Annotated in this window: 26 protein-coding genes; 15 read left to right on the forward strand and 11 right to left on the reverse strand. The window is 55.3% G+C overall.

What is annotated here, in order from left to right; all coding sequences use genetic code 11:
- Positions 1 to 32 precede the first annotated feature (32 nt).
- Both GO013_RS01675 and GO013_RS01680 read right to left on the reverse strand, forming a co-directional pair.
- A complete protein-coding gene (locus tag GO013_RS01675) occupies positions 33 to 776 on the reverse strand; it encodes an NAD-dependent deacylase (RefSeq protein ID WP_163808310.1) in 744 nt (247 codons plus the stop codon).
- Positions 777 to 786: 10 nt separating this feature from the next.
- Positions 787 to 1,236 carry a hypothetical protein gene (locus GO013_RS01680; protein WP_163808311.1) on the reverse strand — a complete coding sequence of 150 codons (450 nt, stop codon included), beginning with the start codon at positions 1,234 to 1,236 and terminating at the stop codon, positions 787 to 789.
- 281 nt (positions 1,237 to 1,517) lie between these two features.
- Here GO013_RS01680 and GO013_RS01685 point away from each other — a divergent pair, with 281 nt between their 5' ends.
- Positions 1,518 to 2,078: a DsbA family protein gene (locus tag GO013_RS01685; RefSeq protein WP_343219521.1), complete on the forward strand. Its 561-nt coding sequence runs from the start codon at positions 1,518 to 1,520 to the stop codon at positions 2,076 to 2,078.
- Between the two features lie 29 nt (positions 2,079 to 2,107).
- Complete coding sequence (locus GO013_RS01690) at positions 2,108 to 3,103, forward strand: asparaginase (RefSeq protein WP_163808313.1); 996 nt, start codon at positions 2,108 to 2,110, stop codon at positions 3,101 to 3,103.
- A gap of 19 nt (positions 3,104 to 3,122) precedes the next feature.
- On the opposite strand, the gene galE is transcribed toward GO013_RS01690, so the two are convergent.
- From galE to mobB, 3 genes are all read right to left on the reverse strand, one after another.
- Positions 3,123 to 4,109: a UDP-glucose 4-epimerase GalE gene (gene galE / locus GO013_RS01695; protein ID WP_163808314.1), complete on the reverse strand. Its 987-nt coding sequence runs from the start codon at positions 4,107 to 4,109 to the stop codon at positions 3,123 to 3,125.
- A gap of 47 nt (positions 4,110 to 4,156) precedes the next feature.
- Positions 4,157 to 5,791: a methyl-accepting chemotaxis protein gene (locus GO013_RS01700; protein ID WP_163808315.1), complete on the reverse strand. Its 1,635-nt coding sequence runs from the start codon at positions 5,789 to 5,791 to the stop codon at positions 4,157 to 4,159.
- A 157-nt stretch (positions 5,792 to 5,948) separates the two neighbouring features.
- Positions 5,949 to 6,488, reverse strand: a complete 540-nt coding sequence (gene mobB, locus GO013_RS01705) for a molybdopterin-guanine dinucleotide biosynthesis protein B (RefSeq protein ID WP_163808316.1) — start codon at positions 6,486 to 6,488, stop codon at positions 5,949 to 5,951.
- A gap of 145 nt (positions 6,489 to 6,633) precedes the next feature.
- On the opposite strand from mobB, the gene GO013_RS01710 reads away from it, so the two are divergent.
- The 4 genes from GO013_RS01710 to pstA all read left to right on the forward strand — a co-directional run bounded on the left by GO013_RS01710 (position 6,634) and on the right by pstA (position 11,584).
- Entirely contained in the window at positions 6,634 to 7,890 is a 1,257-nt protein-coding gene (locus GO013_RS01710) for a molybdopterin molybdotransferase MoeA (RefSeq protein ID WP_163808317.1), read from the forward strand.
- Positions 7,891 to 8,793: 903 nt separating this feature from the next.
- On the forward strand, positions 8,794 to 9,603 hold the full coding sequence (locus GO013_RS01715; protein ID WP_163808318.1) for a PstS family phosphate ABC transporter substrate-binding protein: 810 nt from the start codon (positions 8,794 to 8,796) through the stop codon (positions 9,601 to 9,603).
- 116 nt (positions 9,604 to 9,719) lie between these two features.
- The gene (pstC, locus tag GO013_RS01720; RefSeq protein WP_163808319.1) at positions 9,720 to 10,643 is read left to right on the forward strand and encodes a phosphate ABC transporter permease subunit PstC; all 924 of its coding nucleotides are present in this window, start codon (positions 9,720 to 9,722) and stop codon (positions 10,641 to 10,643) included.
- A 101-nt stretch (positions 10,644 to 10,744) separates the two neighbouring features.
- Positions 10,745 to 11,584 (forward strand): phosphate ABC transporter permease PstA, encoded by an 840-nt coding sequence (pstA, locus tag GO013_RS01725; protein ID WP_239057706.1) that lies wholly within the window; start codon positions 10,745 to 10,747, stop codon positions 11,582 to 11,584.
- Between the two features lie 52 nt (positions 11,585 to 11,636).
- On the opposite strand, the gene GO013_RS01730 is transcribed toward pstA, so the two are convergent.
- Together GO013_RS01730 and GO013_RS01735 are read right to left on the reverse strand one after the other, a co-directional pair.
- Positions 11,637 to 12,725: a glycosyltransferase gene (locus tag GO013_RS01730; protein ID WP_239057697.1), complete on the reverse strand. Its 1,089-nt coding sequence runs from the start codon at positions 12,723 to 12,725 to the stop codon at positions 11,637 to 11,639.
- Between the two features lie 15 nt (positions 12,726 to 12,740).
- Positions 12,741 to 15,446, reverse strand: a complete 2,706-nt coding sequence (locus GO013_RS01735; RefSeq protein ID WP_163808321.1) for a bifunctional acetate--CoA ligase family protein/GNAT family N-acetyltransferase — start codon at positions 15,444 to 15,446, stop codon at positions 12,741 to 12,743.
- Between the two features lie 233 nt (positions 15,447 to 15,679).
- Between GO013_RS01735 and GO013_RS01740 the strand changes: the two genes are divergently transcribed.
- Together GO013_RS01740 and GO013_RS01745 are read left to right on the forward strand one after the other, a co-directional pair.
- Complete coding sequence (locus GO013_RS01740) at positions 15,680 to 16,138, forward strand: hypothetical protein (RefSeq protein ID WP_163808322.1); 459 nt, start codon at positions 15,680 to 15,682, stop codon at positions 16,136 to 16,138.
- A 198-nt stretch (positions 16,139 to 16,336) separates the two neighbouring features.
- Positions 16,337 to 16,567 (forward strand): hypothetical protein, encoded by a 231-nt coding sequence (locus GO013_RS01745; protein ID WP_163808323.1) that lies wholly within the window; start codon positions 16,337 to 16,339, stop codon positions 16,565 to 16,567.
- 54 nt (positions 16,568 to 16,621) lie between these two features.
- Here the strand turns inward: GO013_RS01745 and GO013_RS01750 are convergent, their stop codons facing one another.
- Together GO013_RS01750 and GO013_RS01755 are read right to left on the reverse strand one after the other, a co-directional pair.
- Positions 16,622 to 16,996 (reverse strand): hypothetical protein, encoded by a 375-nt coding sequence (locus GO013_RS01750; RefSeq protein WP_163808324.1) that lies wholly within the window; start codon positions 16,994 to 16,996, stop codon positions 16,622 to 16,624.
- Complete coding sequence (locus GO013_RS01755; RefSeq protein WP_163808325.1) at positions 16,983 to 18,269, reverse strand: terminase family protein; 1,287 nt, start codon at positions 18,267 to 18,269, stop codon at positions 16,983 to 16,985. Before GO013_RS01755 ends, GO013_RS01750 begins: the two co-directional genes overlap by 14 nt.
- A 52-nt stretch (positions 18,270 to 18,321) precedes the next feature.
- On the opposite strand from GO013_RS01755, the gene GO013_RS01760 reads away from it, so the two are divergent.
- Entirely contained in the window at positions 18,322 to 19,236 is a 915-nt protein-coding gene (locus tag GO013_RS01760) for a tetratricopeptide repeat protein (RefSeq protein WP_163808326.1), read from the forward strand.
- A 5-nt stretch (positions 19,237 to 19,241) separates the two neighbouring features.
- Here the strand turns inward: GO013_RS01760 and GO013_RS01765 are convergent, their stop codons facing one another.
- Together GO013_RS01765 and GO013_RS01770 are read right to left on the reverse strand one after the other, a co-directional pair.
- Entirely contained in the window at positions 19,242 to 19,454 is a 213-nt protein-coding gene (locus GO013_RS01765) for a hypothetical protein (protein ID WP_163808327.1), read from the reverse strand.
- A complete protein-coding gene (locus tag GO013_RS01770; RefSeq protein WP_163808328.1) occupies positions 19,451 to 19,858 on the reverse strand; it encodes a hypothetical protein in 408 nt (135 codons plus the stop codon). Before GO013_RS01770 ends, GO013_RS01765 begins: the two co-directional genes overlap by 4 nt.
- A 302-nt stretch (positions 19,859 to 20,160) precedes the next feature.
- Between GO013_RS01770 and GO013_RS01775 the strand changes: the two genes are divergently transcribed.
- The 6 genes from GO013_RS01775 (at position 20,161) to GO013_RS01800 (ending at position 24,131) form a co-directional block, all read left to right on the forward strand.
- Entirely contained in the window at positions 20,161 to 20,835 is a 675-nt protein-coding gene (locus GO013_RS01775) for a CBS domain-containing protein (protein WP_163808329.1), read from the forward strand.
- Positions 20,836 to 21,093: 258 nt separating this feature from the next.
- Positions 21,094 to 21,480, forward strand: coding sequence for a hypothetical protein (locus GO013_RS01780; protein ID WP_163808330.1), 387 nt, complete (start codon positions 21,094 to 21,096; stop codon positions 21,478 to 21,480).
- A gap of 225 nt (positions 21,481 to 21,705) precedes the next feature.
- On the forward strand, positions 21,706 to 22,581 hold the full coding sequence (locus tag GO013_RS01785) for a sugar phosphate isomerase/epimerase (protein WP_239057698.1): 876 nt from the start codon (positions 21,706 to 21,708) through the stop codon (positions 22,579 to 22,581).
- A complete protein-coding gene (locus tag GO013_RS01790) occupies positions 22,562 to 22,969 on the forward strand; it encodes a PaaI family thioesterase (protein ID WP_163808331.1) in 408 nt (135 codons plus the stop codon). Before GO013_RS01785 ends, GO013_RS01790 begins: the two co-directional genes overlap by 20 nt.
- A 56-nt stretch (positions 22,970 to 23,025) precedes the next feature.
- Positions 23,026 to 23,460, forward strand: coding sequence for a thioredoxin TrxC (gene trxC / locus GO013_RS01795; RefSeq protein WP_163808332.1), 435 nt, complete (start codon positions 23,026 to 23,028; stop codon positions 23,458 to 23,460).
- 95 nt (positions 23,461 to 23,555) lie between these two features.
- The gene (locus tag GO013_RS01800; RefSeq protein ID WP_163808333.1) at positions 23,556 to 24,131 is read left to right on the forward strand and encodes a flavin reductase family protein; all 576 of its coding nucleotides are present in this window, start codon (positions 23,556 to 23,558) and stop codon (positions 24,129 to 24,131) included.
- The last annotated feature ends 7 nt before the right edge of the window (positions 24,132 to 24,138 follow it).

Consider the following 24,138-nt stretch of genomic DNA (forward strand, 5'->3'; position numbering starts at 1 on the left):
AAAGGACTAACGCAAGCGGGCACTCTCTCGAATTATTGAAGAACCTCGTGAACCAATTTCGGCAGCAATGTCCCGGCTTTTCCCTGAAGGAAATAGTCGCTGATCCTGTAGGTGTACTCCGTATCGGACAGATTGATTTCAACCAGGGTGCCACCATTATTTTTCACGATGGACGGAATCCGACCGGCGGGCATGACCAGGCCGCCCGTGCCGATAATCAGACAGACATCCGCCTGTTGAGCCAAGGCCGTGGCGGCCTGGTGGACATGGGACGGAACCCCCTCACCAAAAAAGACGAAATCAGGTTTGAGCACACCTCCGCAGGCTGGACAACACGGTGGCAACGAATCCAGTGAAATATCCTGAGAGTCGAAAAAAGTCCGACAACTCATGCACTGCATCCGCCGGGTGGAGCCATGGTATTCATGGACAACCGTGCTGCCTGCTGCCTGATGCAACGAATCGATATTCTGCGTCACGATACCGGCCAACTTGCCATTGTTTTCCAACTGCACCAACGCGTGGTGTGCGGCGTTTGGTTTGGCCGAGTCCAACATGTCATAAAAAATCGTCTTCAAAAGCGGCCACACGTCCGCCGGATGCTGTTTGAAATAGGCTTTCTCGAACAAGGCAGGGTCATATCGAGACCAGATGCCACCCGGCCCGCGAAACGGGGGGATGCCGGATTCCACGGAAATTCCCGCACCAGTAAATGCCATGATACACCGGGCGTTCCGTATGGCCTGCGCCGCATTCTCAAGAGCTTGATTCGTCATGATATCCTCACTATTCCACGGCGGACAAAATCAGATGCCCATCCGGGTCGGTATGCACACTGAAAATGGCGGCCCACCGCTCGAAGCACCGTTCGCCCAGCTCGGGATCGATGTCCAGAAAAGAGCGGGATACATGAATTTCTGCGCTCACCCGCGCGTCTTTGACAAAAATCAATCCCCAAGAATCCGGGGCCATTTGCTTTCCTGCATACGGACGACCAAACCTGTTTTTGAGTGTATGCACTTTTCCGGGCAGAAGCAGACACACTCCATCCCAATCATAGGACTCCATCAAGGCATCCAGAGAAAACGTATCTCCTGGGCGTGCCCGCTGTTTGTCCACGGCCCGGACAAACCGATCTTTCATGTAGGTATCAGTATAATCGAAGAAAAACAGTGAACCAAACGCCACGACGAGACCGATCGAGACAACCAGTGCGCTTTTCGTCCTCATGTGCATGGGAACCTCTCCTGTATGGGGCACTCCCGAATTCCGATTCGCAATTCATCCTAAATATAGAACTGTCAGGACATGAGGTCAAACACGGGGACACACAGCATCTTCAAACCCAATTCCGAAAAAACGAAATCCTCGCTGACCGGAACCTGTTTCGAATTTTGCCCCTTGTTTCCGGTTCAATGATCCTGTACTTTTTGTGAACATTCTCCCATCGCAAAAAAGGATATATCATGCCGCTCACTCTCCGAATATTTTCCGACTTTGTCTGACCATTCTGCTACATCGGCACGGGAATTGTCGATCATTTGAAGCAGGAATTCGACATTGAAGACATCTGGATTCCACACGAACTCCACCCGGAAACGCCAGCACAAGGCGTGCCAACGATTGATCGATTCAGCCAGTTTGATATCGACCAGGCCGTCCTCACCTGCAACCAGCGGGGTGAACCTTACGGTCTGACCTTTGGTGACATGACCGTTCTGAGAAACTCCCGACTGTCGCTGGAGGCAGCGGAATTCGCCCGCGAGCATGGCGTGTATCACGCATTTCACCACGCGGTCTTCAGGGCGTATTTCACTGAAGGGAAAGACATTGGAGCAACAGACATATTGTTGGACGTGGGAGAGTCCTGCGGACTGGATCGAGCGGCCCTGAACACCGCGCTTGCGGACCATCAATTCGCCGAAAAAGTCGCCATGGGTTCACAGGCAGCACGCGACGCTGGGGTCACAGCTCTGCCCACGTTCATCATCAACGATATGCCGCCCATGACTGGAGCGATCAGCGAAACACGCTTTCGCACCGCACTCCAATCCGCAACAGACTCAGGCAAAAGTTAACCACAACGAACTGCAACACCAGGTACACCATGGCGCAAAAGTCCGAAATAGCTGTTTTCTTTACAGGTGGAACCATCGGGATGTCCCCGGTCGAAGGCAAACCCGGCGTGGCTCCGGGCGGCAACTTCGATCAACTGCTCAAGCAGCTTGTTCCTCAGGGAAAAGCGGTCTCGCTGCGCCCGATATTATGGTCGGACAAACCCAGTCCCCACATGACACCGGACGACATGTTTCGACTGGCCAGAGACATTGAAACCTCACTGAAAGAGCCAAACGTCATCGGGGCCATTGTCCTGCACGGCACAGACACTCTGGTCGAAACCGCCTACATGTGTGATCTGATCATTGACTCGGACAAGCCCATCATACTGACCGGGTCCATGCGGTACTATTCGGAATCTGGATACGACGGCATCCGCAACCTGACAAACAGCATCCGGGCCTGTCTGCTTCCCCTGCCCCCCGGGGTCGGGGCCTGCATTCTGATGACGGATCGCATCTTCGCGGCCCGAGAAGCCGTCAAGGTCAACTCGCTCAATGTGGATGCCTTCGAGTCCCGCGAAGCCGGTGTGGTCGGTTCCGTGGCCGGAGAATCCGTAATCCTGGCCCGACGTCACTCCACCCCGGCCCGACGACAAAAAATCAGCCCCCGGGCCATTGTCGAAAAGGTGGCACTCATCACGGCTTATACTGGGATGGACCGATCACTTATCGATCATGCTAAACACATTGGTATGAAAGGTATTGTCCTTGAAGGATTTGGCGCAGGCAACATTCCGCCCGCAGTTGTTTCCGGCGTGGAAGACTGTGTGCGAGATGGTATCCCGGTCGTCTTGGCCACCCGGTGCATCGAAGGCGGTGTCTGGCCGATTTACGGCTATCCCGGCGGCGGGGCCGATCTGGAAAGCAAAGGTGTCATAGCCTGTGGTCGACTCGGGGGACCAAAGGCTCGAATCCGACTGATGTGCGCCCTTGGCCTGACCTCGGACATGGACACCATCAGGGAACTATTTGCCGAAGCCTGATCGCTGGCAGCCTCCCGACCTATTTCAGGTGCGCCATATCGTTCTGGTGCCAATTCCAGGCCGTGCGCACGATTTCATTGATGTCACCGAATTGCGGTTGCCACTCCAGAATTTCATGCGCGGCCTGAGCCGAACTGACCAGAGCCGGAGAATCGCCCGGACGACGGTCCGACTCGACCACAGGAATCGCACATCCGGTGACAGCCCGGGCCACATCCACGATTTCCCGCACGGAAAAACCGTTGCCATTTCCAAGGTTGAAAGCCCGTGAAGCACCACCTGATTCCAAATATTCCAGAGCCTTGACATGCGCCGAAGCCAGGTCGGTGACATGGATATAGTCTCGGAGACACGTTCCGTCCGGGGTGGGATAATCCGTACCGAAAAGGGTGATATTGTCACGCAAACCAAGCGCAGTATGCAAAATCAACGGGATGAGATGGGTTTCCGGTTGATGACGTTCGCCAATCTCACCATCCGGGTCAGCTCCGGCGGCATTGAAATACCGCAGACACACATGATTCAAGCCATAGGCCCGCCCATAGTCGGCCAGCATCTGCTCGATCATCCGTTTTGACCACGCATAAGGAGACAGCGGAGACAGTGGGTGATCTTCTGCGATCACCTCGGTCACGGGTTCACCGTACACGGCGGCGGTGGAGGAAAAGACCAGCCGTTTCACATCGGCTTCCAACATGGCATCCAACAAATTCAGGGTATTCCGCACATTGTTGCCGTAATACATATCCGGTTTTGCCACGGATTCTCCCACGGCAATAAACGCCGCAAAATGCAGGACTTCACCGATATCATGCCGGGAAAACACGGCTTTCAAAAAAGCGGGATCACCAAGGTCACCCTCTTCGAATTCCCCCCATTTGAGGAAATCACGATGGCCGGCCACCAACGAATCAACAACCACAACCTCTCGTCCCAAGGCGGACAGGGCCTTGGCCGCATGGGAACCGATATATCCGGCACCGCCGGTGATGAGTGTTTTTTTCATCGTACAATCATATCGCACGTTCTCACGAAAGAGAAGCGGACTTTGGCCTAGGACTGCATACGTCCGATCAATTCCTTGAGCGATCCGGCCAAAGCGGACAGATTCTGCAAAGCAACCCGAGATTCACTCATGGCATTGGCGGTTTCACTGGAAATGCCATTGATTTCCTCAGTAGCACGATTGACCTGCTCACTGGTTGTGGACTGTTCTTCCGCAGCCGTTGCGATGGAACGAATCTGATCGGCAGCCATGCCCACGCGTTCCCGGATATGCTGCATGGATTCGCCCGCTTTTGAGGCTAATTCAGTGGATTGTTGGATGGATACGACAGCCTCTTCAGTGGCGGTCACATTTTTTCTGGTTCCGGCACGAATGGATTGAATGGCCTCATGCACTTCCTTGGTCGCAATCATGGTTTTTTCCGCCAATTTCCGCACCTCGTCGGCCACCACGGCGAATCCCCGCCCCGCTTCTCCAGCCCGAGCGGCTTCAATGGCCGCATTCAACGCCAGCAGATTTGTCTGGTCCGCGATATCGTCGATCACCTGCATGATGGCCCCGATATCCTCGGTCTGTTTATCCAGCCCGGCCATGGATTCCTTGAGATGTTCCGACCGCACGCCAACATCCTGGATCGCACCGACCACCTCATGCACAAGGTGCGTCCCTTTCTCGGCAGCACCACGCATGTCTTCCGCATTGCTGGACGCATCTGCGGCATTTCTGGCGACCTCAAGCACCGTCACATTCATCTGCTCCATGGCAGACGCGGTTTCACTGGCCCGATCCCGCTGGATATCGGAACCGTGACTGGCTTCATCCACCTGTTGCGACAAGACTGACGACGCATCTTCAAGCTGTTCGGCAATAGATCGAGCTTCCCGGGCTGTTTCCACCAACAATTCATGTTGCTGACGGGCCTCCTGCTCGCTCAACTTGATTTCCGTGGTTTCGGTCAGGATAGTAAAAGCCCCGACAATCTTCCCGTCCAAATCCTTGATGGGCGAAGTATCAACCAACAAATGATATGGTCTTCCCCGTCGGCCCGTGCCGGATGTCACCTGCCCGATCACCACGGTATCATCACGCATACACTGGCCAAGCATGGTGGACCGATTGCGATCGCCATACACGAATTCACCCATGTGCATTCCGATAAACGCTTCCGGCGGCTCATCAATCTGCAACAAATCGAGTTCTGCCTGATTCAAAAAAGTAATGGTTTCATCCAGATCCACAACCACGCAGGGCTGTGTCATATTGGTCAGCAATCCCTGAGACATACCAAGCTTGGTCTTCAGCTCGGCAGTCATATCCCGCACGGAATCAATGGTCTCGCTGATAATATCAACGGCTTCATACCTGATGGTCGCGTCATACTTTCCCTTGGCAACCTCACGGGTAAACTCGGAAAGGTCGGACAAAGGCCGAATCAAGGCCCGGACCAGAATGGTCCCTCCCAAAAACGACACCAGAATCCCGCCGGTCACGACAATACCACTGACCCACAGGACGCTGTGAATCAACGTATCCCGGCTGGCCTGATCGAGCACCAGTTCATCCAGTACCGAAGTGATCCTGAACACGATGCCGCCGGCAAGAAGAAGGGCTGTGACAGCCACCATGAAAACAACGCCGCTGACGAGTTTGAAGCGAAAAGGAACCTTTTTCGGATTGAACATGCGCACACCTCTGATTGATTGCCGACACACCTGCCCCGTTCACCTGGACAGCGTAAATTCTAAACATTCTTTAGACCACTACGAGTCACACAGGAATCTGTCAACACGGGCACCGCATATTCAACGCCAAGCCCCCTTCACCATATACGGAGACGCGCTATTCTTCGCTGCTCCACATGCCGTTCTGGACCCATCCGAGGTATTTTCTCGCAAGAAAGCCCGCGACCTCCCGGGCATCATCAAGTCCGAATCTGGGGACATCCGCATCCACGCCCACATCCGTGACCATGGCAACAAGTTGTTTGTCATCCTGATTTTGCCGGGAGCACAATGGCGTATGATGTGCTTCGCCCCGATGGACTTCAACCTTGGGGAACTGGGCATTGAAATACCCTTCAGTCAACACCAGATGTTTATCCGCGAACAGTTTTTCAGCCAATTCCGGCAACGTGTGTTCATGGTCCACGCTCTGAATCATGGCGATTCGATCGGGTGAAGCAATAACCACGGTTTCGGCTCCGGCCTGTTTCAATCGCCACGAATCCTTTCCTTCATGATCGATATCAAAGGAATGGGCATCGTGTTTGATCGCCCCCACCGACACACCAAGTGCCTTCAATTCCGGCACCAGTTTTTCAATGAACGTGGTTTTACCGGATTTCTTCTTCCCGACAATACAAATGATCTGCGGTTGCATATATCCCCCTCTCACAAGTTCCTTTTCACGTTTTCTGGCAGAAAAGAAGACTCTACTCAAGCCCAAAGGAAAAAACCACGACTCTTTACATCACGACATGGCAATGCCACTCTCTTGTTTCCATACTCTGACTACAAGGATGCACATGAAGACGCCGATTTCCCGCAAGCAGGCCGTTCAAACCCTGCTTGAACTCGTTGTCCCGACACCGCCCGAAGACCGCGCTCCACTCAACGGCATTGGCTGTGTCACCGCCACCACCGTGACCGCGCACTGTCAGGTTCCAGAGCAGGCTCATTCCCTCAGGGATGGCTATGCCCTGCGAATGGCGGACATCGAGCAGGCTTCGCCCGCAACCCCTGTCCGTCTCGCAGTCACCCAGGCCATTTGTGCGGAATCCAGAAACCCGCGTCCGCTCGGTCCCAATGAAACGGCACGGGTTCTCACTGGCGGTCCCGTCCCGGACGGAGCAGACGCTGTGCTGGCCGAAGAGGATGTGACCATCGAAGCAACAACCATTCGCGTCCACTCTCCCGTCAAGAAAGGGTGGTTCATCCGGCCCGCCGGGGGAGAAATCGATGCACGAACCATCATCTCCCAGCCCGGCCACGAACTCACCCCGCAGGCCGCCGCCGTCATGACCCGCACCCGCACCGGCCCGATCTCGATGCACCCCACGCCCACAGCTCGTCTTTTCGCCCTGGGCAGCGAATTGGTTGATCCCACCATACACACTGATCCCAAACGATTCCCGGCTGACAATCTCGTCTTGCAACGCGGTCTTTTCGAAGCCTGTGGCGTGACCGTCACCAATGCGACGGTCATTCCCGACAACAAGCACACTCTGATCTCCCAGCTCGGCACTCCGCCTTTTCCCAACATCATCGTGACCACCGGCGGCACCGGTCGCAGTGAACGGGATTTCGCCAAAACCGGCGCGCAGGACAGCGGGTTCACCATCCTGTTCGACGCAGTGGACATCCGCCCGGGCCGACACGTTTTCGCAGCGATTCGCGACACGACCATACTCTTCGGCTTGCCCGGACCGCCCGCCGCCGGACACGCCTGTTTTCACGCGTTAATACTGCCCGTCATCCGACGACTGCGCGGATTGCCCGACACCCCGGCCCCGCTCAAAGCCCGTTTCACCCAGCAGCTCGAAGCACGCCACGGCAGTGAATGGCTCGTTCAATGCGCCCTCTCACTCCACGGCTCCCAACTCACCGCGACCCCTTTGGCCAGCAAAAAAGTCCCTCCCATGCTCGGACTCGCTCAGGCAAACGGTCTCGCCTTTCTCCAAGGAAACACGACCATTCTCCCCGGCCACGAAGTCGAAGTGGCAACAACGCTTTTTGAGGGTGGATGCCTTTCCCCCAGACCCCCTATCCCTCTCTTTTCCTAAACTTTTTATGTGCCTTCGGCAGGTGTGCGTGTTCGCGTAAGGGCACGGCTGTCGTGTGGGATATTGAGGTATGAAATGTCTCCGACGGCCAGAGGGGAACCTCTTGAAAGAGGTTTCCCTCTGGACTCCCTTCCAGAACTTTTTAGCGCGCCTTCGGCGAGATTCCATGGCATTGATTGCGTGGGATTGAAGCAATAAAAGGGAATAAGAGTATGCCCCTTTCACCTCTGAATATTCCACGCTCTTCCAGGCTTCTGGAGTGCCTTGAGAGAATATAACTTTCCCCGACAGACACAACTCGAAGCCTTCATTCCAACAGGCATTCCTTCACGTATCAACGCCCCGATCCCCCTTCCTTCTCCCACTCTTTCCCCAAACATTCCGGAGTGCCTTGGGGGACACCGCCCCCCAACAACGCCTCTCTTTCCCCGACACCCCATTCTTCACCCTTCAGCCAAATCGCCCACATCCCCGACACCCCAAACTTTCCGGAGTGCCTTGGGGGGCACCGCCCCCCAACAACGCCTCTCTTTCCCCGATGACTCATTCTTCACCCTTCGGCCAAATCGCCCACATCCCCGACACCCCAAACTTTCTGGAGTGCCTTGGGGGGCACCGCCCCCCAACAACGCCTCTCTTTCCCCGATGAACCAAGGCTTGGGAGAGTGGTGCAGATGTGCATTTTCTCGGGTGCCGATCGACCGGAGGCGTAGTCTTCCTACGGTGAGGATCGAGCGGTGCCCGAAAAATGTGCAGATGCGCCGCTCTCTCAAGCCGCCCCCCAAACCTGTCACGGAGGTTTCAGAGAGCTGTCACGAAGATGTAACATGGTGGGGCTATCAATACGCATCACGGAATTGAGGATTGGTCGTCATGTACATAATTTCAAGGAAGGTAATTGGTATGAAAAAAGTGCTTATTGCATTGGTTGCTCTGGCTATTCTGAGTGTGTCCGCCCTGGCAAACGCCGCAGACATCCGCGTCAAGGGTTCTACAACGGTCGATCCGGCCATGAAAAAACTGGTTGCAGCCTATCAGCTCAAACATCCCGGAGTGAATTTCTCGATCTCGGCCACCGGCTCCGGCGATGGAGCCAAGGCCATTATCAACAAGACAGCGGATATAGGGATGATGTCCCGAGACATGAAGCCCGCCGAGATCGAAAAGTGCAAGGTAAACGGCATCACGCCGGTCCAATTTGTCATCGCCCTGGACTGCCTAGTTCCCATTGTTCACCCATCCAACACGGTTTCCGCAGTGACCACAGCACAGTTGAAGGACATGTATCAGGACAAGATTCGCAATTGGAAAGACGTTGGTGGCACCAAGGGCATGATCGCCCTGTTCTCCCGCGAGACCAACTCGGGTACGTATGAAGTCTGGCACAAAAAAGTGATGAAAAAGGAAGATGAGTTTGATCTGGTCTCTCGGATGCCGTCAAATGCTGCGATGGCCGCCAAAATTTCCGGCAATAAAAAAGGCATCGGCTATGTGGGCCTCGGTTTCCTGAATCCCAAAGTCAAGGCACTCTCGGTCAACGGGGTTGTCGCGTCTGTCGAAACCGGCAAATCCGGTGAATACCCGCTGTCCCGTGGGTTGAACCTGTACACCAGCGGACAGCCGACTGGCGAAACACAGAAATTCATCGAATTCGTCATGTCCCCGACCGGTCAAAAGATCATTTCCGAAGTCGGCTTTGTCCCGATGCAATAAATGCGTGTTCACAACGCCCCGGGTCCACCCCCGGTTCGAAAGAGTTGATCATATGAAAAACCACCCGCCGGAGTCTTTTTCTCCGGCGGGATCACGCTTGAAAAGAGGCTTCATCCATGCTTTCGCGTACACACAAGGAAAAGGGCATCAAAGCCATTTTTCTCCTTGCGGCCAGTGCATCGATCATCGCACTCGGTCTCATCATGTATTTTCTGGTGGGGGAAGCCCTGCCCACCTTCATGGGCTTTGACGCCATGGGGGAAAAATTTCAGGGCGTCGGATTTCTCGATTTCATTTTCGGAGGGCAGTGGAAGCCGGTTTCCGAAACCCCGCAATGGGGTATTTTGCCGCTCATCATGGGATCGATCTGGGTCACGCTGCTGTCGTCGGCCATCGCCATTCCGCTGGGCATCATGACTGCCATCTATCTGGCGGAAATAGCTCCGCACAGGGTACGTGAAATCGTCAAACCCATGGTGGAACTGCTGGCGTCATTGCCGTCCGTGGTCATCGGTTTTTTCGGACTGGCAGTGGTGGCTCCGCTGCTGCTTGATGTGTTCGACATCCGATTTGGCGTCAATATGCTCAACGCCTCCATCATGCTCGCCTTCATGGCGGTCCCGACCATCACGTCCATTGCCGAAGATGCCATCCATTCCGTGCCAGCCGAAATTCGTGAAGGTTCGCTTGCACTGGGTGCCACCAGATTCGAAACCATCTGGCGGGTGGTGATTCCGGCGTCACTTTCCGGCCTGTCCACCGCAGTAATTCTGGGCATGTCCCGATCCATTGGTGAAACCATGGTCGTGCTCATGGTGGCAGGCGGGGCGGCACGCATCCCGGACTCGATCTTCGACCCGGTCCGGCCCATGCCCGCCTCCATTGCCGCAGAAATGGGAGAGACCAGTTTCGGACTTGAAATGCACTATTTCTCACTTTTTGCCATTGCCATGGTCCTGTTTCTCATCACATTTCTGTTCAATCTGCTGGCCGATCACATCGCACACAAATACAAACAAGTCGGCTCTGCGAGCCTCTAGGGAAGGATATGACTGAAATGATACGTCATGCAATGACCGCCAACGGCTCGAATATTCCGGACACCGCCGGTTCCCGTTTTCGACGCAAATTCACACAGGAAATGTGGTTCGGCCTGTTTCGAGGCGCGGTGGCCATCAACGGTTTGGCCCTCTTTATCATTGTCGGCTACATGGTCTATTACGGCCTGCCCGCGATTTCCTGGGATTTCCTCACCGGACAACCCACGGACGGCGGTCTGGCCGGTGGCATTTTCCCGTGCATTGTCGGCACGTTCTATCTGTCCATCGGGTCCATGGGACTCGCCTTGCCATTGGGTGTGGCATCGGCCATCTATCTCCATGAATACGCGACTCCCGGCCCGTTCATGCGCGTCATCCGACTGTGCATCAACAATCTGGCGGGTGTGCCGTCCGTGGTCTTCGGCCTGTTCGGCATGGCCTTTTTCGTGGCGGCCAGAGACCTCGGCGGTCTGGGCATGGGCGTCTCCATCGCTGCGGGCTGCATGACGCTGGCGGTACTCATCCTACCGGTTATCATCGGGACTTCGGAAGAGGCGTTGCGCTCGGTTCCCGACACATACAGGGAAGCCTCGCTGGGCATCGGAGCCACCAAATGGCAGACCATTTTCAGGGTGGTCCTTCCCTCGGCCATGCCCGGCATCCTGACCGGCTCCATCCTGTCCATTTCCCGCGCAGCCGGAGAAACAGCGGCCATCATGTTCACCGCAGCAGCCAGTTACAACCCCACCCTGCCATCCTCTATCTTCGATGAAGTCATGGCATTGCCGTACCAGATCTATTCGCTGTCGGTCTCCTCCACCGACCCGGAAGCGACGCTGCCACTCCAATACGGCACCTCACTGGTGCTGGTAGCCCTGGTCCTCGGCATGAACCTCATCGCCATCCTGCTCCGATCACACCTCCGAAAGAAATTGAGCTAGAGGCTGGCACAACAAAACGCCCCTTGATTCATGGAGAATCAAGGGGTGTTTTTCATGCCGTCAAATTTTCGAGAAAGCGGGTGTATATTCGTCGATACCCGGACACCATACGGTCAACGGTAAATCGTTTCTGACCACCGGAAAAGGCTTCAAGCCCCATCTGTCGCCGTACTCCGGGCCTGGACAAAATGGATATGGCCGCGTCCAGAAAGGCGGATTGATCGCCCGGCGGAACGAGTCGCCCAGTGCCGTGATCCACGATCTGCTCGGGCACACCACCCACAGCATAGGAAACCACCGGCAAGGCCCGGGACATGGCCTCCAAAATAACCAAGGAATGATTGTCCGCCCGGGTGGGATAGAGCAACACATCCGCCGCCGACATGAGCAGGCCGAGTTTGGCGCGGTCCACATAGGGCCACACAATGAGATCCCCGTGGCGTTCCTCGGTGTCACCGCCCACGGCAAAACAGACAAGCTCTGGCACGCGGGCCTTGAGATGCTGCCACAGGGTCAACCACGAATCACCGGATTTGTACCCGGCGGCCATGCCACCATGGGCCGCGAACATGGCGACCCGGGCTGCGGGATGAATGCCGAGTCGATGCCGGGCCTCGATTGCCGATGCTGGCCGGTCGGGCCATGGAATACCATTGGGAATCACGGAGACCGAACGGTTCAGGTGTGTTCGGGCCAATCGGGCCAACCAACGCGAGGGCGCAACCACCACAGGGGCCAACCGTTCGACCTGCGCCAGCTTGGACTGTTTGAGCATGGCAGAATTGGGAAAATTTCTTGGACAAGGATCAACACACTGTTCGGCAAAGTCAGGACATTCGAGAGGATAGGGACAGCCGCCGGTCAACAGCTCACAGTCATGGAGGGTGATGACACTCTTTCGATCGGGAGAAAGGCCTGTGAGCAACGAAATCCAATCGCCCGTGCAATGCAGATGGGCCACGCCGTTTTCCGGCAGGGAATCACCAACAGCATCCGGCGCAGTGGGCACACTGTCCGGTGCTTCGGCCAGTTCAAAACTCAGCTCCGCAGACAGCCCCTGCTGGTGCAGCCCCTCCACCAGCAATCGGGCGACCCGCGTTGCACCGCCGCTCGATTCCAGCCCGGTATGATGATATATCAAAGGGAAATCCATTGGTTACAGTGTGACGGTCTCCATCTCCAGAACCATGTTCACCAGGCCATCGTCATGAGGGTCGGGAGTAATGACAAAACCGAACTTTCTGGACAGCCCCTGCATGGCCTTGTTCTCGCGCATGGTCTGCCCTTCAAGGACCCGGGTCCCGCGTTGTTTGGTATACTGAATCCCTTTGTGAAACAACATGGAACCAAGCCCTTCACCTTTTTGGTCGGACCGGACCACAATGGCAAATTCAGCCCCCGAATTATCGGGTTTGGTGTTGGTCCGCATCACACCCAACGTCTCGGGCATCCCGGCGTCATCCAGGGCCGTGGCAATGAACGCCATTTCCCGATCATAATCAATCTGGGTGAACCGAGCGATATCCTTGTGGTCGAAATCGCGTTGCACCACGCCGAAAAACCGCAACCGCAGGTCGTCATCCGTCAGGCTCGACAAAAAGGTGCGGTGTGTTACCTCATCTTCGGGACGAATAGGCCGAAGCGTGACCTGTCGCCCAGCCTTGAGCACCACACATTCTTCCAATTCACGAGGATAGGGCCGAATGGCAAGCCGAGACTCTCCCCTGCCCTCAAAGGGAGCGATCGCGACTTTGCCTCCCAAAGCGAGCACGCCTTCGGAATCCGCATACAAGGGGTTGATATCCAGAGACTGAATCTGCGGCACATCCACGATCAATTGTGAAATCTGAATAAGTGTCAGGCAGATATCATCGATATCCACCGGCAGTTGAGACGGTGTTCCCTTGAGCAGGGTCGCGATCCGCGTCCGCCCGACCAGCTCCTTGGCCAGCGACATGGACAATGGAGGCAGGGTCAGGGCCTGATCCTGGATCATGTCTCGCGCCATGCCTCCATGGCCGAAATGGACCACCGGGCCAAAAACCGCATCCACCGTGGCTGACACGGATAATTCGTGAGCACCGGGCCTGCGTCCCATTTTCTGGACCGTGAAGCCCTCGACATAGGCGTCGGGCCGTTCCCGAGAACACCGGGCCAAAATGGAGGCCGCGCCTTCCCACACCCGCTCTGGGGTTTCCAAATCAAGCAACACGCCACCCATGTCGAACGGTTGGGGAATCTGCGGACTCCGCAACTTCAGGGCCACAGGATAGCCCAGTTCATCGGCGGCGATCACCGCTTCCTTGGCCGACACCGCGATACGGGTTTCGACCACGGGAATACCATAGGCGGCCAGTAGCCCCTTTGCCTCGGGTTCGGTCAGGGTATCACGCCCGGCTTCGAGCGCGTTGGTGACAATGGTCCGCGCACGGCTCGTGTCCGGGAAGAAATCGGACGGCAGGGAATCCGGCGTTTCAATGAGCATTTCCTGATTGCGTAAATATTCGGCCATGTACAAAAAGGCCTGTACCGCCTGCGTGGGGGTCTCGTATGTGGGAATATCCGCCTTGCGAAAGACTTCGCGCGCCTCTTCGGCCGCCCCGGACCCGAGCCAGGCCGTGAGGACCATGCGCTTGACCCGCTTGAGCGAATCCCGCAGGGCTTCGGCCACTTCCCTGTCCGGCTGGGCGGTCCATGGCACATGCATGACCAGAATTCCATTGGACGTCTTGTCCTTGATAAGCACCTTGAGCACCGCTGAATACGCGGCACCATCCGCATTGAACGGGATATCCACCGGATTGGCCCGGGACCAGTTTTCCGCTCCCAATACTGTATCAATGGCCTTGATCGTCTCATCCGAAAGCGGAGCCAACTCACCGCCACCGTCCATCAATCGATCCGCTGCCAGAATCCCGGCAGACGTACCGTTCGTCAGGATGGCGAGTTTCCTGCCATGGACCTGTCGTGGCGTACTCAGGGTCTGGGCCGCATCAAAGAGCCCGTCAATATCCTTGACCCGAAGCATCCCGGCCCGCCGAAATGCCACATCATAGACCGCATCCATGAGCCGCTGGTCCCCGGTTTCGTGCAATTTCACGTCGCCAAGCACCGTATCCAACGCCTGTCCGGGCCGAATGACCAGCACCGGCTTGTTGCGTGACGCGGCTCGGGCTGCCGACATGAATTCACGAGCGTCCTTGATGGACTCCACATACACCATAATGGACCGGGTCAAGGGGTCTGATCCGAGATAGTCGAGAATATCCGCAAAGGTCACGTCAATACGGCTGCCAAGGGCGATCATGTGCGAAAAGCCGATGCCCTTGTCAATGGCCCAATCCAGCACTGTGGCGAACAGGGAATCGGACTGCGAAATGAACGCGACCTTGCCGGGACCAACACTGCCATAGGCCAAAGACGCGTTCAAATTGAGGGACGGCACCATGAATCCAAGCGACTTGGGACCGATGATCCGAATTTCAGGCGGTGTGGCGATCCCGAGTATCGTGGATTTGACATCGTTCCGTTCCTCGTCGGTCATGGACGCGAATCCAGCCCCCATAAGCACGGCTCCGCGAGTCCCCCGCTCTTTCAACGAATGAATTATTTCAGGGACTTGATCCAAAGGAGAACAGACCACGGCCAAATCGGGAGTCTTGGGCAAATGTTTGACCGACGCATGAGTCAGCACGCCAGCGATGGCCTCGGCCTCATCAGACACAGGCATGACCGGTCCCATGAATCCGCCTGCCATGATGTTACGCATGACAATATTGCCCGCGTTCTGCGGATCGTTCGTGGCCCCGATAACCGCAACGGATGTGGGCTTGAGGAGATATTCGAGATTGATGACGCTCATGTGATGCCTCGTGAGTCATGGGTACAGAATATATAAATGGAGGATAGCGTGTTTTCCATGGGTCAGGCAACCAGGGATTGACAAACGACTGCGAAGGATATCGGGCAGGTCCATGGTGACAGCTCCGACTTCAAAAAAAAGTAAAAAAAATGTCTCGCCCCTAATGAGAAAAAACTTTTGGTCGAAATATCATATTGAAAAGGGTCATCACTTCATTCAAGGAGTATTGTGTCATGGCAATCGAATCTCTTGCGCAACAAACATCCACATTCGTGAATTCGTTAAATACAAAAACTGCGCCGTCCGCCGAAAAAACTACGGATGAGACCAGTCTGGAGATCAGGACTCCAGAACAAGGAGATACCGTCACCATTTCCGAAGCGGGACGCGCCCTGGTCGCCCCGGAAACTTCAGGGAAGGCCTCGAAAGCCAAAGAAGAATCTCCCTCCGACAAGATTATAAACATGCTCAAAAAACAAATTGAAAAGCTGGAACAGGAAATAGAAGCGCTTGAAGACAGTTCCTTGCCAAAAGAAACAAGACAAAAACAGGTTCAGGCAAAGCAAAGCGAACTCATGGGACTCAGGGAACAACTGAACGAGGCCATGGAAGCCAAAATGAAAGCCATGGGCCAGACTCCCGGCGGTGGAACCCGCGCCGAGGGGGCCGGTAACAGCGTTGCCAGTTTCTAGACATTTCGATGTCATTTTCCAGACGCGACAGTCACTGACTGTCGCGTCTTTTTTTTGAAGAAAAACCCAAAACCCTGCCCTTTCTCTCATATGGCTTGACGGTCTTTTCTCCGATCAGCTATTCTTCAAGACACAATGCTGTCCGATCCAAAATCGCACTCAGGCTCGAACAGCACGTTTTTACAGGGAGCACTGCTCATGACCACAACACATGCCACCGACTTCATCGTGGCCGGCCCTCCGGGAGAGGTGACCGCCGGTCCGGCCGGGTCCTTCAAGGCCGGTCCTCCCGGTCAAATCGCCATTGGACAGCCGGGCCATGTGCCCATCGACACCTCGGCAGCCCATGGACTGCCGGCAAATCGCTCCATCCCGAATTTCATGGTCCCGGAACGGACCGGTGGTGATATCGTGAGCGACACGGCATAACCCATTCCATCAGCACATTCGCTTCTGGCGTGAACACCGTCACCAAAGGCCCACTCATGGTTCGGCAGAGCCGACCGGCAATGTCGTGGTTTGAATGGTGTGCGTTTCCCCAAAGCCGAACAGCCCGGCGAACTTGAAAAACCGCGTATCAAACGTCCCGTTTTCATCGGCACGAATCCCCATGACCCGCTGTTTACCCAACCGACGCGCCTCACCTTTCAGCCACTCGACGTCTTCACCCAGATGTCGCCGGACATGCCCACCCCAATGCACAAGAGACAGATGCAATTCCAACATGTCCTCATGTTCCGCGATGGCGGCGTACCCATAGACCTGCCTCCCATCCCCCAACTCCAACCAGCGATAGAGCCCGTTGTCCGGGAAATGGGACAATATTTCAGGACGATCAGGTATCTCATGAACGGCCATGCGACCTCCCGAACGGATTGTAGTCATTGGATGTCTTTGCGGCTCTCCGCCCTGTATCCGGTGGCCGAAAGCCCACGGTAAAATACCGGAAGGCGTCCACGGCATGGCTGGTCCAGTCGTGCAAAGGCCGCGAGGAAAAATCAGCCGTCCTGTCATTGAACACCCGACGGTAATGGCGCAAGGCTTCGATTCCCAGCGCACAGTTCTTTTCGTCGAACCAGCAACTCGGCAGCATGGTCCGCACCGCGTTGATGCCGTCCTGTATCGGGATATTCGGGGCGATATCAAACCGGATACCGAGAGATCGAGCCACTTCCAGCCGCGATTTGCCGGTGCCCAGTTCCCGCACCCGGATATCATGGGGTGCGATATGAGTCCCATACTTATACCCCTTGGAATCCAGAATCTTGGCATAGTGATCCAAACCCTCGCCATTGGCCTCGTAGTAATCGATGACCGCGTACATCCCTCCAGGCTTGGCCTGCACAAACCAGATGGATGTGGAATCCGACATGCCGAGATCCCACGCCGTATGAACAGGCATGGACGGATCGTGTGGAACCGTGGTGATGCGCCCGTCCCGATCCGTATCACTCATGAGCTGGCCAAAATAGGCACCACGGATGGCGGCGGTAAAGGAGCATTCAAATTCCTGTTCATATTCTTCCGGCGACATTTCACGCGCACTGGCGGACAATTCATCCGGGTGAATGATCCCGGTCTCGGACGCACGGTACATGGCTGTGAACCAATCCGGGTCCACCTTGGCCTTTTCCCATATCTCATACAATGCGTTCTTCCCTCGCGGTGTGCCGATGAACATGGCCCACCCCTTGCGGTCCGACAGGGCCGGACGGATCACTTCGGTCCAGACCCGATGCGGCATCTGTGCCACCTCGTCAAAGACCACTCCGTCCAGATACATACCACGCAGGCTGTCCGGATTGTTCGCGCCGAACAGCCGGATACGCGCCCCATTCTCAAAATCCGCACGCAATTCGCTTTCATTGAATTTCACGGTGCAGTCATCCTGCCCCACCCCACAATATCGTTTCAGCTCATCCCAGACCACGGTCTTGGCCTGACGGTAGAGCGGGGCGATGTACGCACCCCGCCAGTCCGATCGCTCCGTTTTCCTGGCCGCACCGATAAGCTGGTTGATGGACAATACTGTCTTGCCGAATCGGCGATGGCAAACCAGCACCGAAAATCGGGCCAACGCGGCCTCAATTTTCGCCTGGTGTTCCCGTGGTCTATACATATCTTGTAACATTCCGTATTTTCCTCCTGTTGACGGGCGGTCCGCCGAAAGGTAATTTCATCTGATGCGATATCCCGCCCTGATCATCTTTGTATTGCTCGTCTCACTGACAGGTTGTTCACGCCAACAATCGGCGACGCCGTCCCTGACCCCGCAGGAAAAGACCCTGCAAACCCATCAGGCAGCGGCTGCCGACGCTCTGAGCCAAGCCATGCAACTCATGCATGATGGTGAATTCCTGGACGCCGACGCAGCACTCGAATCCTTGAATCAGGCATTGGAGCTTGACCCGACGTTGTCTTCTGCCCGGTATTACCGAGCGGCCCTGTTTCTTGAAACGCATCGGTATGACGAGGCATTGCAGGATGTGAACAGACTGCTTGAAGCCAAACCGGACCATATCAAAGGGCACTACACCCGAGGGGTGCTCCTGTTGCAGACCGGAGACCTCAGCGGCGCGGCCAGAGACTTTTCCAAAGTCATTAAGACGGACCCCACCATTGCCGAAGTCTATGTCAAACGCGGTCTCTGTTACGATGGGCTTGGGCGCGGGGATGAAGCCATCGACGACTACACGCACGCCTTGGCCCTCAATCCTGCGCATCTGAACGCCAACTTCAGACGAGGGCTGGCATACATGGCCCTTGAGCAATATGAACCAGCCTTCCGCGATCTGAGTCAGGCATTCATTCTGGATTCGGAAAACAGTCAGATCATCATGACACGCGCCCAAGTGGCCATGAAACTGGGCAAATTCGACGCAGCGATCTCGGCCCTGACTCGGGCCGTGGCTCTGGAACCGAACCGAAGCACGCTGCAAGCGTTGCTGGCTGATGCGTTTGCCGGAGCAGAGAACATGCCCAAGGCCATTGCCACGGTGCACCGGGCCATCCAGCTTGCCGAAACACAGGGCGACGAGGCAATGGCACGACTGTATCGTCAACAACTCGACAGCTACCGCCACCCCGTAACGCCCTGACCAGCTCACCGCACGACCTCAAGCAACATTCTGGCACCCAGCGCCCCCACAGTGGCCAGACATCCCCAGACCAGTCGCTCCAACGTGCGAATCTTGATCTGGTTCGTCGCACACCGACGGGATTCGTTGATTTCCCGGATGTCTTCCTGAATAGCCTTGACCCGTTCATCAATACGGACCAACAAATTCTGTAAATCCTCTCGTTCGAGAACCGTCATTTGGGACCTCCCAACGCGTCCTTGACGCCGCGCACTGCTCCGGGCAGCAGGTCACCGATTTTTTTCACACCAAGCACAGCGGCCACAATCCAGAATGTCACCTGAAGAAACCATTCCGGCAGATTCTCCCATGACCGAAGGACTTCACCGGCCCCATCCGGGTCAAATCCCGACCAGATAAAAAATCCGATCCAGGCGAAAAAAAGGACATCGTCCTTCCACCCGGCATGTTCCAACTGTTTCATTTCCCATTCATGGTTACATTCCCGATCGCTCCGGGCGAGCCGCATCCGGTTTTCCATGACCGCCTTCTTCAATTCCTCTTTTCGTTTGAGATGACCGGACACGCCGTCCACCATTGTGGACAACAATCCCGCCACCGCACCAATGAGCGGTAGAGCCATTCCTGCTTTCTCCAATTGCTAGAGGGTGAATCGCTTCGCCCCCCGGTTCTGGGAACAGCATACCCCCACTTTTTACAAAACCTCGAAAATGTGACTGATTGCATAGTAAAATCGTTTGATTCGCATAAAAAATCAGCTTGACAGGCCAAACGCCTTTCTCAAGGGAAACGGACTGGACATCGACGGACATCGTGCCATCATTTTGCCATGGGACTAGCCAAAACCGACCGTTGCCTGTATGGAATCGTTAAGGAATATCGACGACAACCGGCAGCACAGCCCGGAAATCAAGGAGGAATCATATGCTCGTAGCCAACTGGATGACCCCAAACGTCATAACCATTTCTCAGGACCAATCCATGATGAAGGCCTCCAAGGTCATGAAAGACGCCTCCATCAGCCGTCTCCCCGTGGTAGACAGTGACGGGAAAATCATCGGCATCATCTCGGACAGAGATGTCAAGGACGCCTCTCCGTCCAAAGCCACCACACTGGACATGCACGAGCTGTATTACCTGCTCTCCGAAATCAAGATTCACGACATCATGACCAAGAAGCCGACCACCATCCGCTCGACAGATACCGTTGAAAAAGCGGCCGTTCTCATGCTGGAAGGCAACTTCGGCGGCCTGCCTGTCGTGGATGAAACTGGCGGCGTCGTCGGCATGGTCACAGACACCGACATATTCAAGGTACTCGTCGAAATATCAGGTGTTTACGAGGGAGGCGCACAGGTCTGTCTTCAGGTCTCCACTGAAACGGGAAGCCTGACCCCGGTCCTTGATTTTCTCAAGGAGCACAATGCCCGGATCATGAACATCATGACCCGCAACGTGCCGGAAAGCGAACGGATCAAGGACGTCTATATTCGCATCCGCGAAATGGACAAGCCGGAATTCAAACGCCTTCAAAAGGACATGGCCGAAAAATTTCAGGTCCAATACTGGGCCAAAGACCCGGTCCATACCGTGCTCTAATTCCCCCACTGCACACACTGGCCACGACCGAACGATTTCGGTCGTGGCCTTTTTCATGATATCGATAAACAAATGATCTATATACAGCTGTACTTTTAATTTTTCACGCTGACGAAATGTCAAAAGAGTCTGAAACAACACAGACGCATTCGATATATTCCCTCTGTCCGGTAACACATGAATTTCACGAATTTTCTCCCTAAAGCAAAAACACGAAACGACCGAAAAGAAGATGAACAAGAGAATCAAGGAGCAGCCATGGGAAGTGTTGTCGCGTTGGACGAATTTCGTCACACTCTGCAAAAAAAAGAAGCCCCGGTCCCGACCAGGGAACATCCGGATATTCGGGGCGAAGAAATATGGGGACGAGACTACACGGACGTTGAAGCCATCGTGTACGGTCTGCTGCTCATTCGAGACATCGTGGCCTATTATCAAGGCAGTCTCGACCCGGAATTCGACCACCTCTGCCTGAATGGCCTAGAGGCGGCCTATACGGTTTCCGAACGGGGGACCGCCCGGCTCAAACAGGCCATCAAACCCATTAAAGAGTGGGTTCTGGATGACATGACTGAAGACAACAAGCGGGACATGTCCTGGGCCTTGGTCGTCGCCGACTTGATTGAAAAGTCACCCGCTCGGTAAATATCGATAACTGTCGATCTTTCAAATTTCTGAAAAAATACACTTTAACACTGACTGATAGAACAAACCCTATCTTCAACCATTGGCTGACGGTCTGGATTTTACATGTCCGACTGATCTTTTTTCCGGCAACAAACTGGCTCAATTCCCGACTCCGGTCTTTTTGACACGACAGGATCGGCCCCGCCGTTCACCCCATGGTTTACGCCCTTCCCCGATTATTCCATGGACGGAATCGGACAATGCCGTATGGTCCATTTCATGGATGCAGCATCATCTGACCAATCCGGTCCCCAGATCCTGCTGTCGGCAGGGTGTCTTTTTCATCTCCCGCTGAAGCGCATCGCACGCATTGGCCGGGAGGCCGGTTTCGTGGGCATGGAACTCATCATGAATTCACCGGCCCTCACCCCGGATGCCGGGCTGGAATCAATTGACGCAATCCTGCCCATCCGCAGCATTCACGCCCCATTTCGAAACTGGTCAGCCTGGGGTGGACATCTCAACTCGTGGAAGGCCACCACCGCTCTGGCCAACTGGCTCCCACAGGCCGATCACATCACCCTGCACCCTCCCGGCACACGGCTCGCCAACATGATCCACAACCGTTGGTTTGAAAAAGCGCACGACCTGTCCCTGCTTCTCAATGCCAAGGGACGGATTCAATTTTCGCTGGAAAACATGCCTTGGGCCACTGGTTCACCATTTTCCAAAGACCCGTTCGCCCAACTCATGGACCAATGTCGCGATAAAAACGTAGGACTGACATTTGATGTCTGTCACATGGGGGTCTCAGGCCGGGATGTCCTCCAGGCCATTGATGCCGTCCCGAGCGAACTGCTCTACAATGTCCATTATTCAGACGCAGTAGGATACACCGAACATCTCACGCCCGGACGGGGCGCACTTCCGCTCAAAGCATTTCTTCACAGACTCGGTAATCGCGGATATGATCGATACATCACACTGGAATTGGAACCTGCGGCGTTCCCGGACTCGCAGGAAGCAACGATTTCCTTCCTGTCCGACATCCGCCGCACCATGCGCACCCATCTGCAACACACAAAGAGTCACCCCGACCATGCCACACGAATACCTTGAACTCGTCCGCCAACCGCACCAGACCGTGAACCCGCTTCTCGCATTTCTTGGCATTGAAGTCACTGAAATCACCACTGAAAGAGCTGTTCTGCACCTCCCGATCAAACCAGAATTTCTGCAAGGAGCCGATGTGGTCGCCGGCGGTATTCTGGCCACGTTGCTGGATGAAACCATGGCTCACGCCGTGCTTGGCGGCACCCCGACCGGTACTCGTACAGCAACGATTGACATGAACATCAGCTACTTGCGCCCGGTTGGAGCTGAAGCCATAGTCATCTGTGAAGCACGGGTCATCCAACGCGGCAAACGGATTATTTTCGTCGAGGGAACCGCACGAGTCAACGAACGTGAAGTCGCCCGATCGACCGCGTCATTCCTTCCCGTGTAACTCTCGTCTTGCCCTGATATATTTCATGGTTATCTATTGGAATGGAGGATCACATCATGACCACAGAAACCACACTCATTGTCTGCCCATCCTGTCGGGCCATCAACCGCATCCAGCAAGGCCGTGAAGCCGAAGCGCGCTGCGGCTCCTGCAAAACCCCGGTTTTCGACGCCAGACCGCTTGAATTGGTTGGCACCACCTTTGACCGTCATATCGCCAAAACCAGCGTTCCGGTCCTGGTGGACTTCTACTCGCCCACCTGCGGGCCATGTCTGATGATGGGGCCACAATTCGAAGATGCGGCCAAACAACTGCACCCCAAAGTCCGACTGGCCAAGCTGGATACGGCTGCGGATCAAGCCATCGCGGCCCGATTTGGCATTCAGGCCGTCCCCACGCTGATTCTCTTCAAAGATGGTCGCGAAGTCGCCCGTCAATCCGGGGCCATGAATGCCCGAGATATCGAACAATGGGTGACTGGCGTTCTTTGATATTTTCGAAACCCGCTTGACGATACGGGACGCACAGGCGAGAACAGTCTCTGCATCCCGTTTTTTATTCCGAATGTGTTCCAAAGGAGTATTTCATGAAAAAATCACTTGGTCCCAAGACGTTGGCACAACCGACCCCGGTCTGGGCTATCGGCGCGTATGATGAAAACGATACCCCCAATGCCATGATCGCGGCCTGGGGCGGCATATGCAGTTCAGACCCGGCCAGCCTGGTCGTGTCCTTGCGCCCGTCCCGACATACCTATGCAGGCATCCTGAAACACAAGGCGTTCACCGTCTCGGTCTGCCCAGAATATCTGGCGGCCGAAGCCGATTATCTCGGCATGGTGTCTGGCAAAAAGGAAGACAAATTCACGGTCACCGGCCTGACACCGACACCGAGCGATTGCGTCAAGGCACCGTACATCGAAGAATTTCCGCTGGTCATCGAATGCGAACTGACCGGCACGTATGAACTCGGCATTCATACCCTGCTCATGGGCGCCATTAAGGATGTGAAGTGCGACGATGACAAGCTTGTCGATGGCAAATTCCCTGACACCGAGAAAATTCTGCCTCTGATCTTCAGTCCGGGAACCCGGTCCTACCATACCGTGTCCAAATATGTGGGACAGGGATTTGGCATGGGCAAAAAATATATGAAAAAATAGGGGAAAT

Origin of the sequence: Pseudodesulfovibrio sp. JC047 (assembly GCF_010468615.1) — a bacterium.
Lineage (GTDB): Bacteria > Desulfobacterota > Desulfovibrionia > Desulfovibrionales > Desulfovibrionaceae > Pseudodesulfovibrio.

Coding starts and splice junctions, on each gene's coding strand:
- GO013_RS01675 (WP_163808310.1), bottom strand. CDS start 776: ATGACGAATCAAGCTCTTGAGAATGCGGCGCAGGCCATACGGAACGCC.
- GO013_RS01680 (WP_163808311.1), bottom strand. CDS start 1,236: ATGCACATGAGGACGAAAAGCGCACTGGTTGTCTCGATCGGTCTCGTC.
- GO013_RS01690 (WP_163808313.1), top strand. CDS start 2,108: ATGGCGCAAAAGTCCGAAATAGCTGTTTTCTTTACAGGTGGAACCATC.
- galE (WP_163808314.1), bottom strand. CDS start 4,109: ATGAAAAAAACACTCATCACCGGCGGTGCCGGATATATCGGTTCCCAT.
- GO013_RS01700 (WP_163808315.1), bottom strand. CDS start 5,791: ATGTTCAATCCGAAAAAGGTTCCTTTTCGCTTCAAACTCGTCAGCGGC.
- mobB (WP_163808316.1), bottom strand. CDS start 6,488: ATGCAACCGCAGATCATTTGTATTGTCGGGAAGAAGAAATCCGGTAAA.
- GO013_RS01710 (WP_163808317.1), top strand. CDS start 6,634: ATGAAGACGCCGATTTCCCGCAAGCAGGCCGTTCAAACCCTGCTTGAA.
- GO013_RS01715 (WP_163808318.1), top strand. CDS start 8,794: ATGAAAAAAGTGCTTATTGCATTGGTTGCTCTGGCTATTCTGAGTGTG.
- pstC (WP_163808319.1), top strand. CDS start 9,720: ATGCTTTCGCGTACACACAAGGAAAAGGGCATCAAAGCCATTTTTCTC.
- pstA (WP_239057706.1), top strand. CDS start 10,745: ATGTGGTTCGGCCTGTTTCGAGGCGCGGTGGCCATCAACGGTTTGGCC.
- GO013_RS01735 (WP_163808321.1), bottom strand. CDS start 15,446: ATGAGCGTCATCAATCTCGAATATCTCCTCAAGCCCACATCCGTTGCG.
- GO013_RS01740 (WP_163808322.1), top strand. CDS start 15,680: ATGGCAATCGAATCTCTTGCGCAACAAACATCCACATTCGTGAATTCG.
- GO013_RS01745 (WP_163808323.1), top strand. CDS start 16,337: ATGACCACAACACATGCCACCGACTTCATCGTGGCCGGCCCTCCGGGA.
- GO013_RS01750 (WP_163808324.1), bottom strand. CDS start 16,996: ATGGCCGTTCATGAGATACCTGATCGTCCTGAAATATTGTCCCATTTC.
- GO013_RS01755 (WP_163808325.1), bottom strand. CDS start 18,269: ATGTTACAAGATATGTATAGACCACGGGAACACCAGGCGAAAATTGAG.
- GO013_RS01760 (WP_163808326.1), top strand. CDS start 18,322: ATGCGATATCCCGCCCTGATCATCTTTGTATTGCTCGTCTCACTGACA.
- GO013_RS01765 (WP_163808327.1), bottom strand. CDS start 19,454: ATGACGGTTCTCGAACGAGAGGATTTACAGAATTTGTTGGTCCGTATT.
- GO013_RS01770 (WP_163808328.1), bottom strand. CDS start 19,858: ATGGCTCTACCGCTCATTGGTGCGGTGGCGGGATTGTTGTCCACAATG.
- GO013_RS01775 (WP_163808329.1), top strand. CDS start 20,161: ATGCTCGTAGCCAACTGGATGACCCCAAACGTCATAACCATTTCTCAG.
- GO013_RS01780 (WP_163808330.1), top strand. CDS start 21,094: ATGGGAAGTGTTGTCGCGTTGGACGAATTTCGTCACACTCTGCAAAAA.
- GO013_RS01785 (WP_239057698.1), top strand. CDS start 21,706: ATGGACGGAATCGGACAATGCCGTATGGTCCATTTCATGGATGCAGCA.
- GO013_RS01790 (WP_163808331.1), top strand. CDS start 22,562: ATGCCACACGAATACCTTGAACTCGTCCGCCAACCGCACCAGACCGTG.
- trxC (WP_163808332.1), top strand. CDS start 23,026: ATGACCACAGAAACCACACTCATTGTCTGCCCATCCTGTCGGGCCATC.
- GO013_RS01800 (WP_163808333.1), top strand. CDS start 23,556: ATGAAAAAATCACTTGGTCCCAAGACGTTGGCACAACCGACCCCGGTC.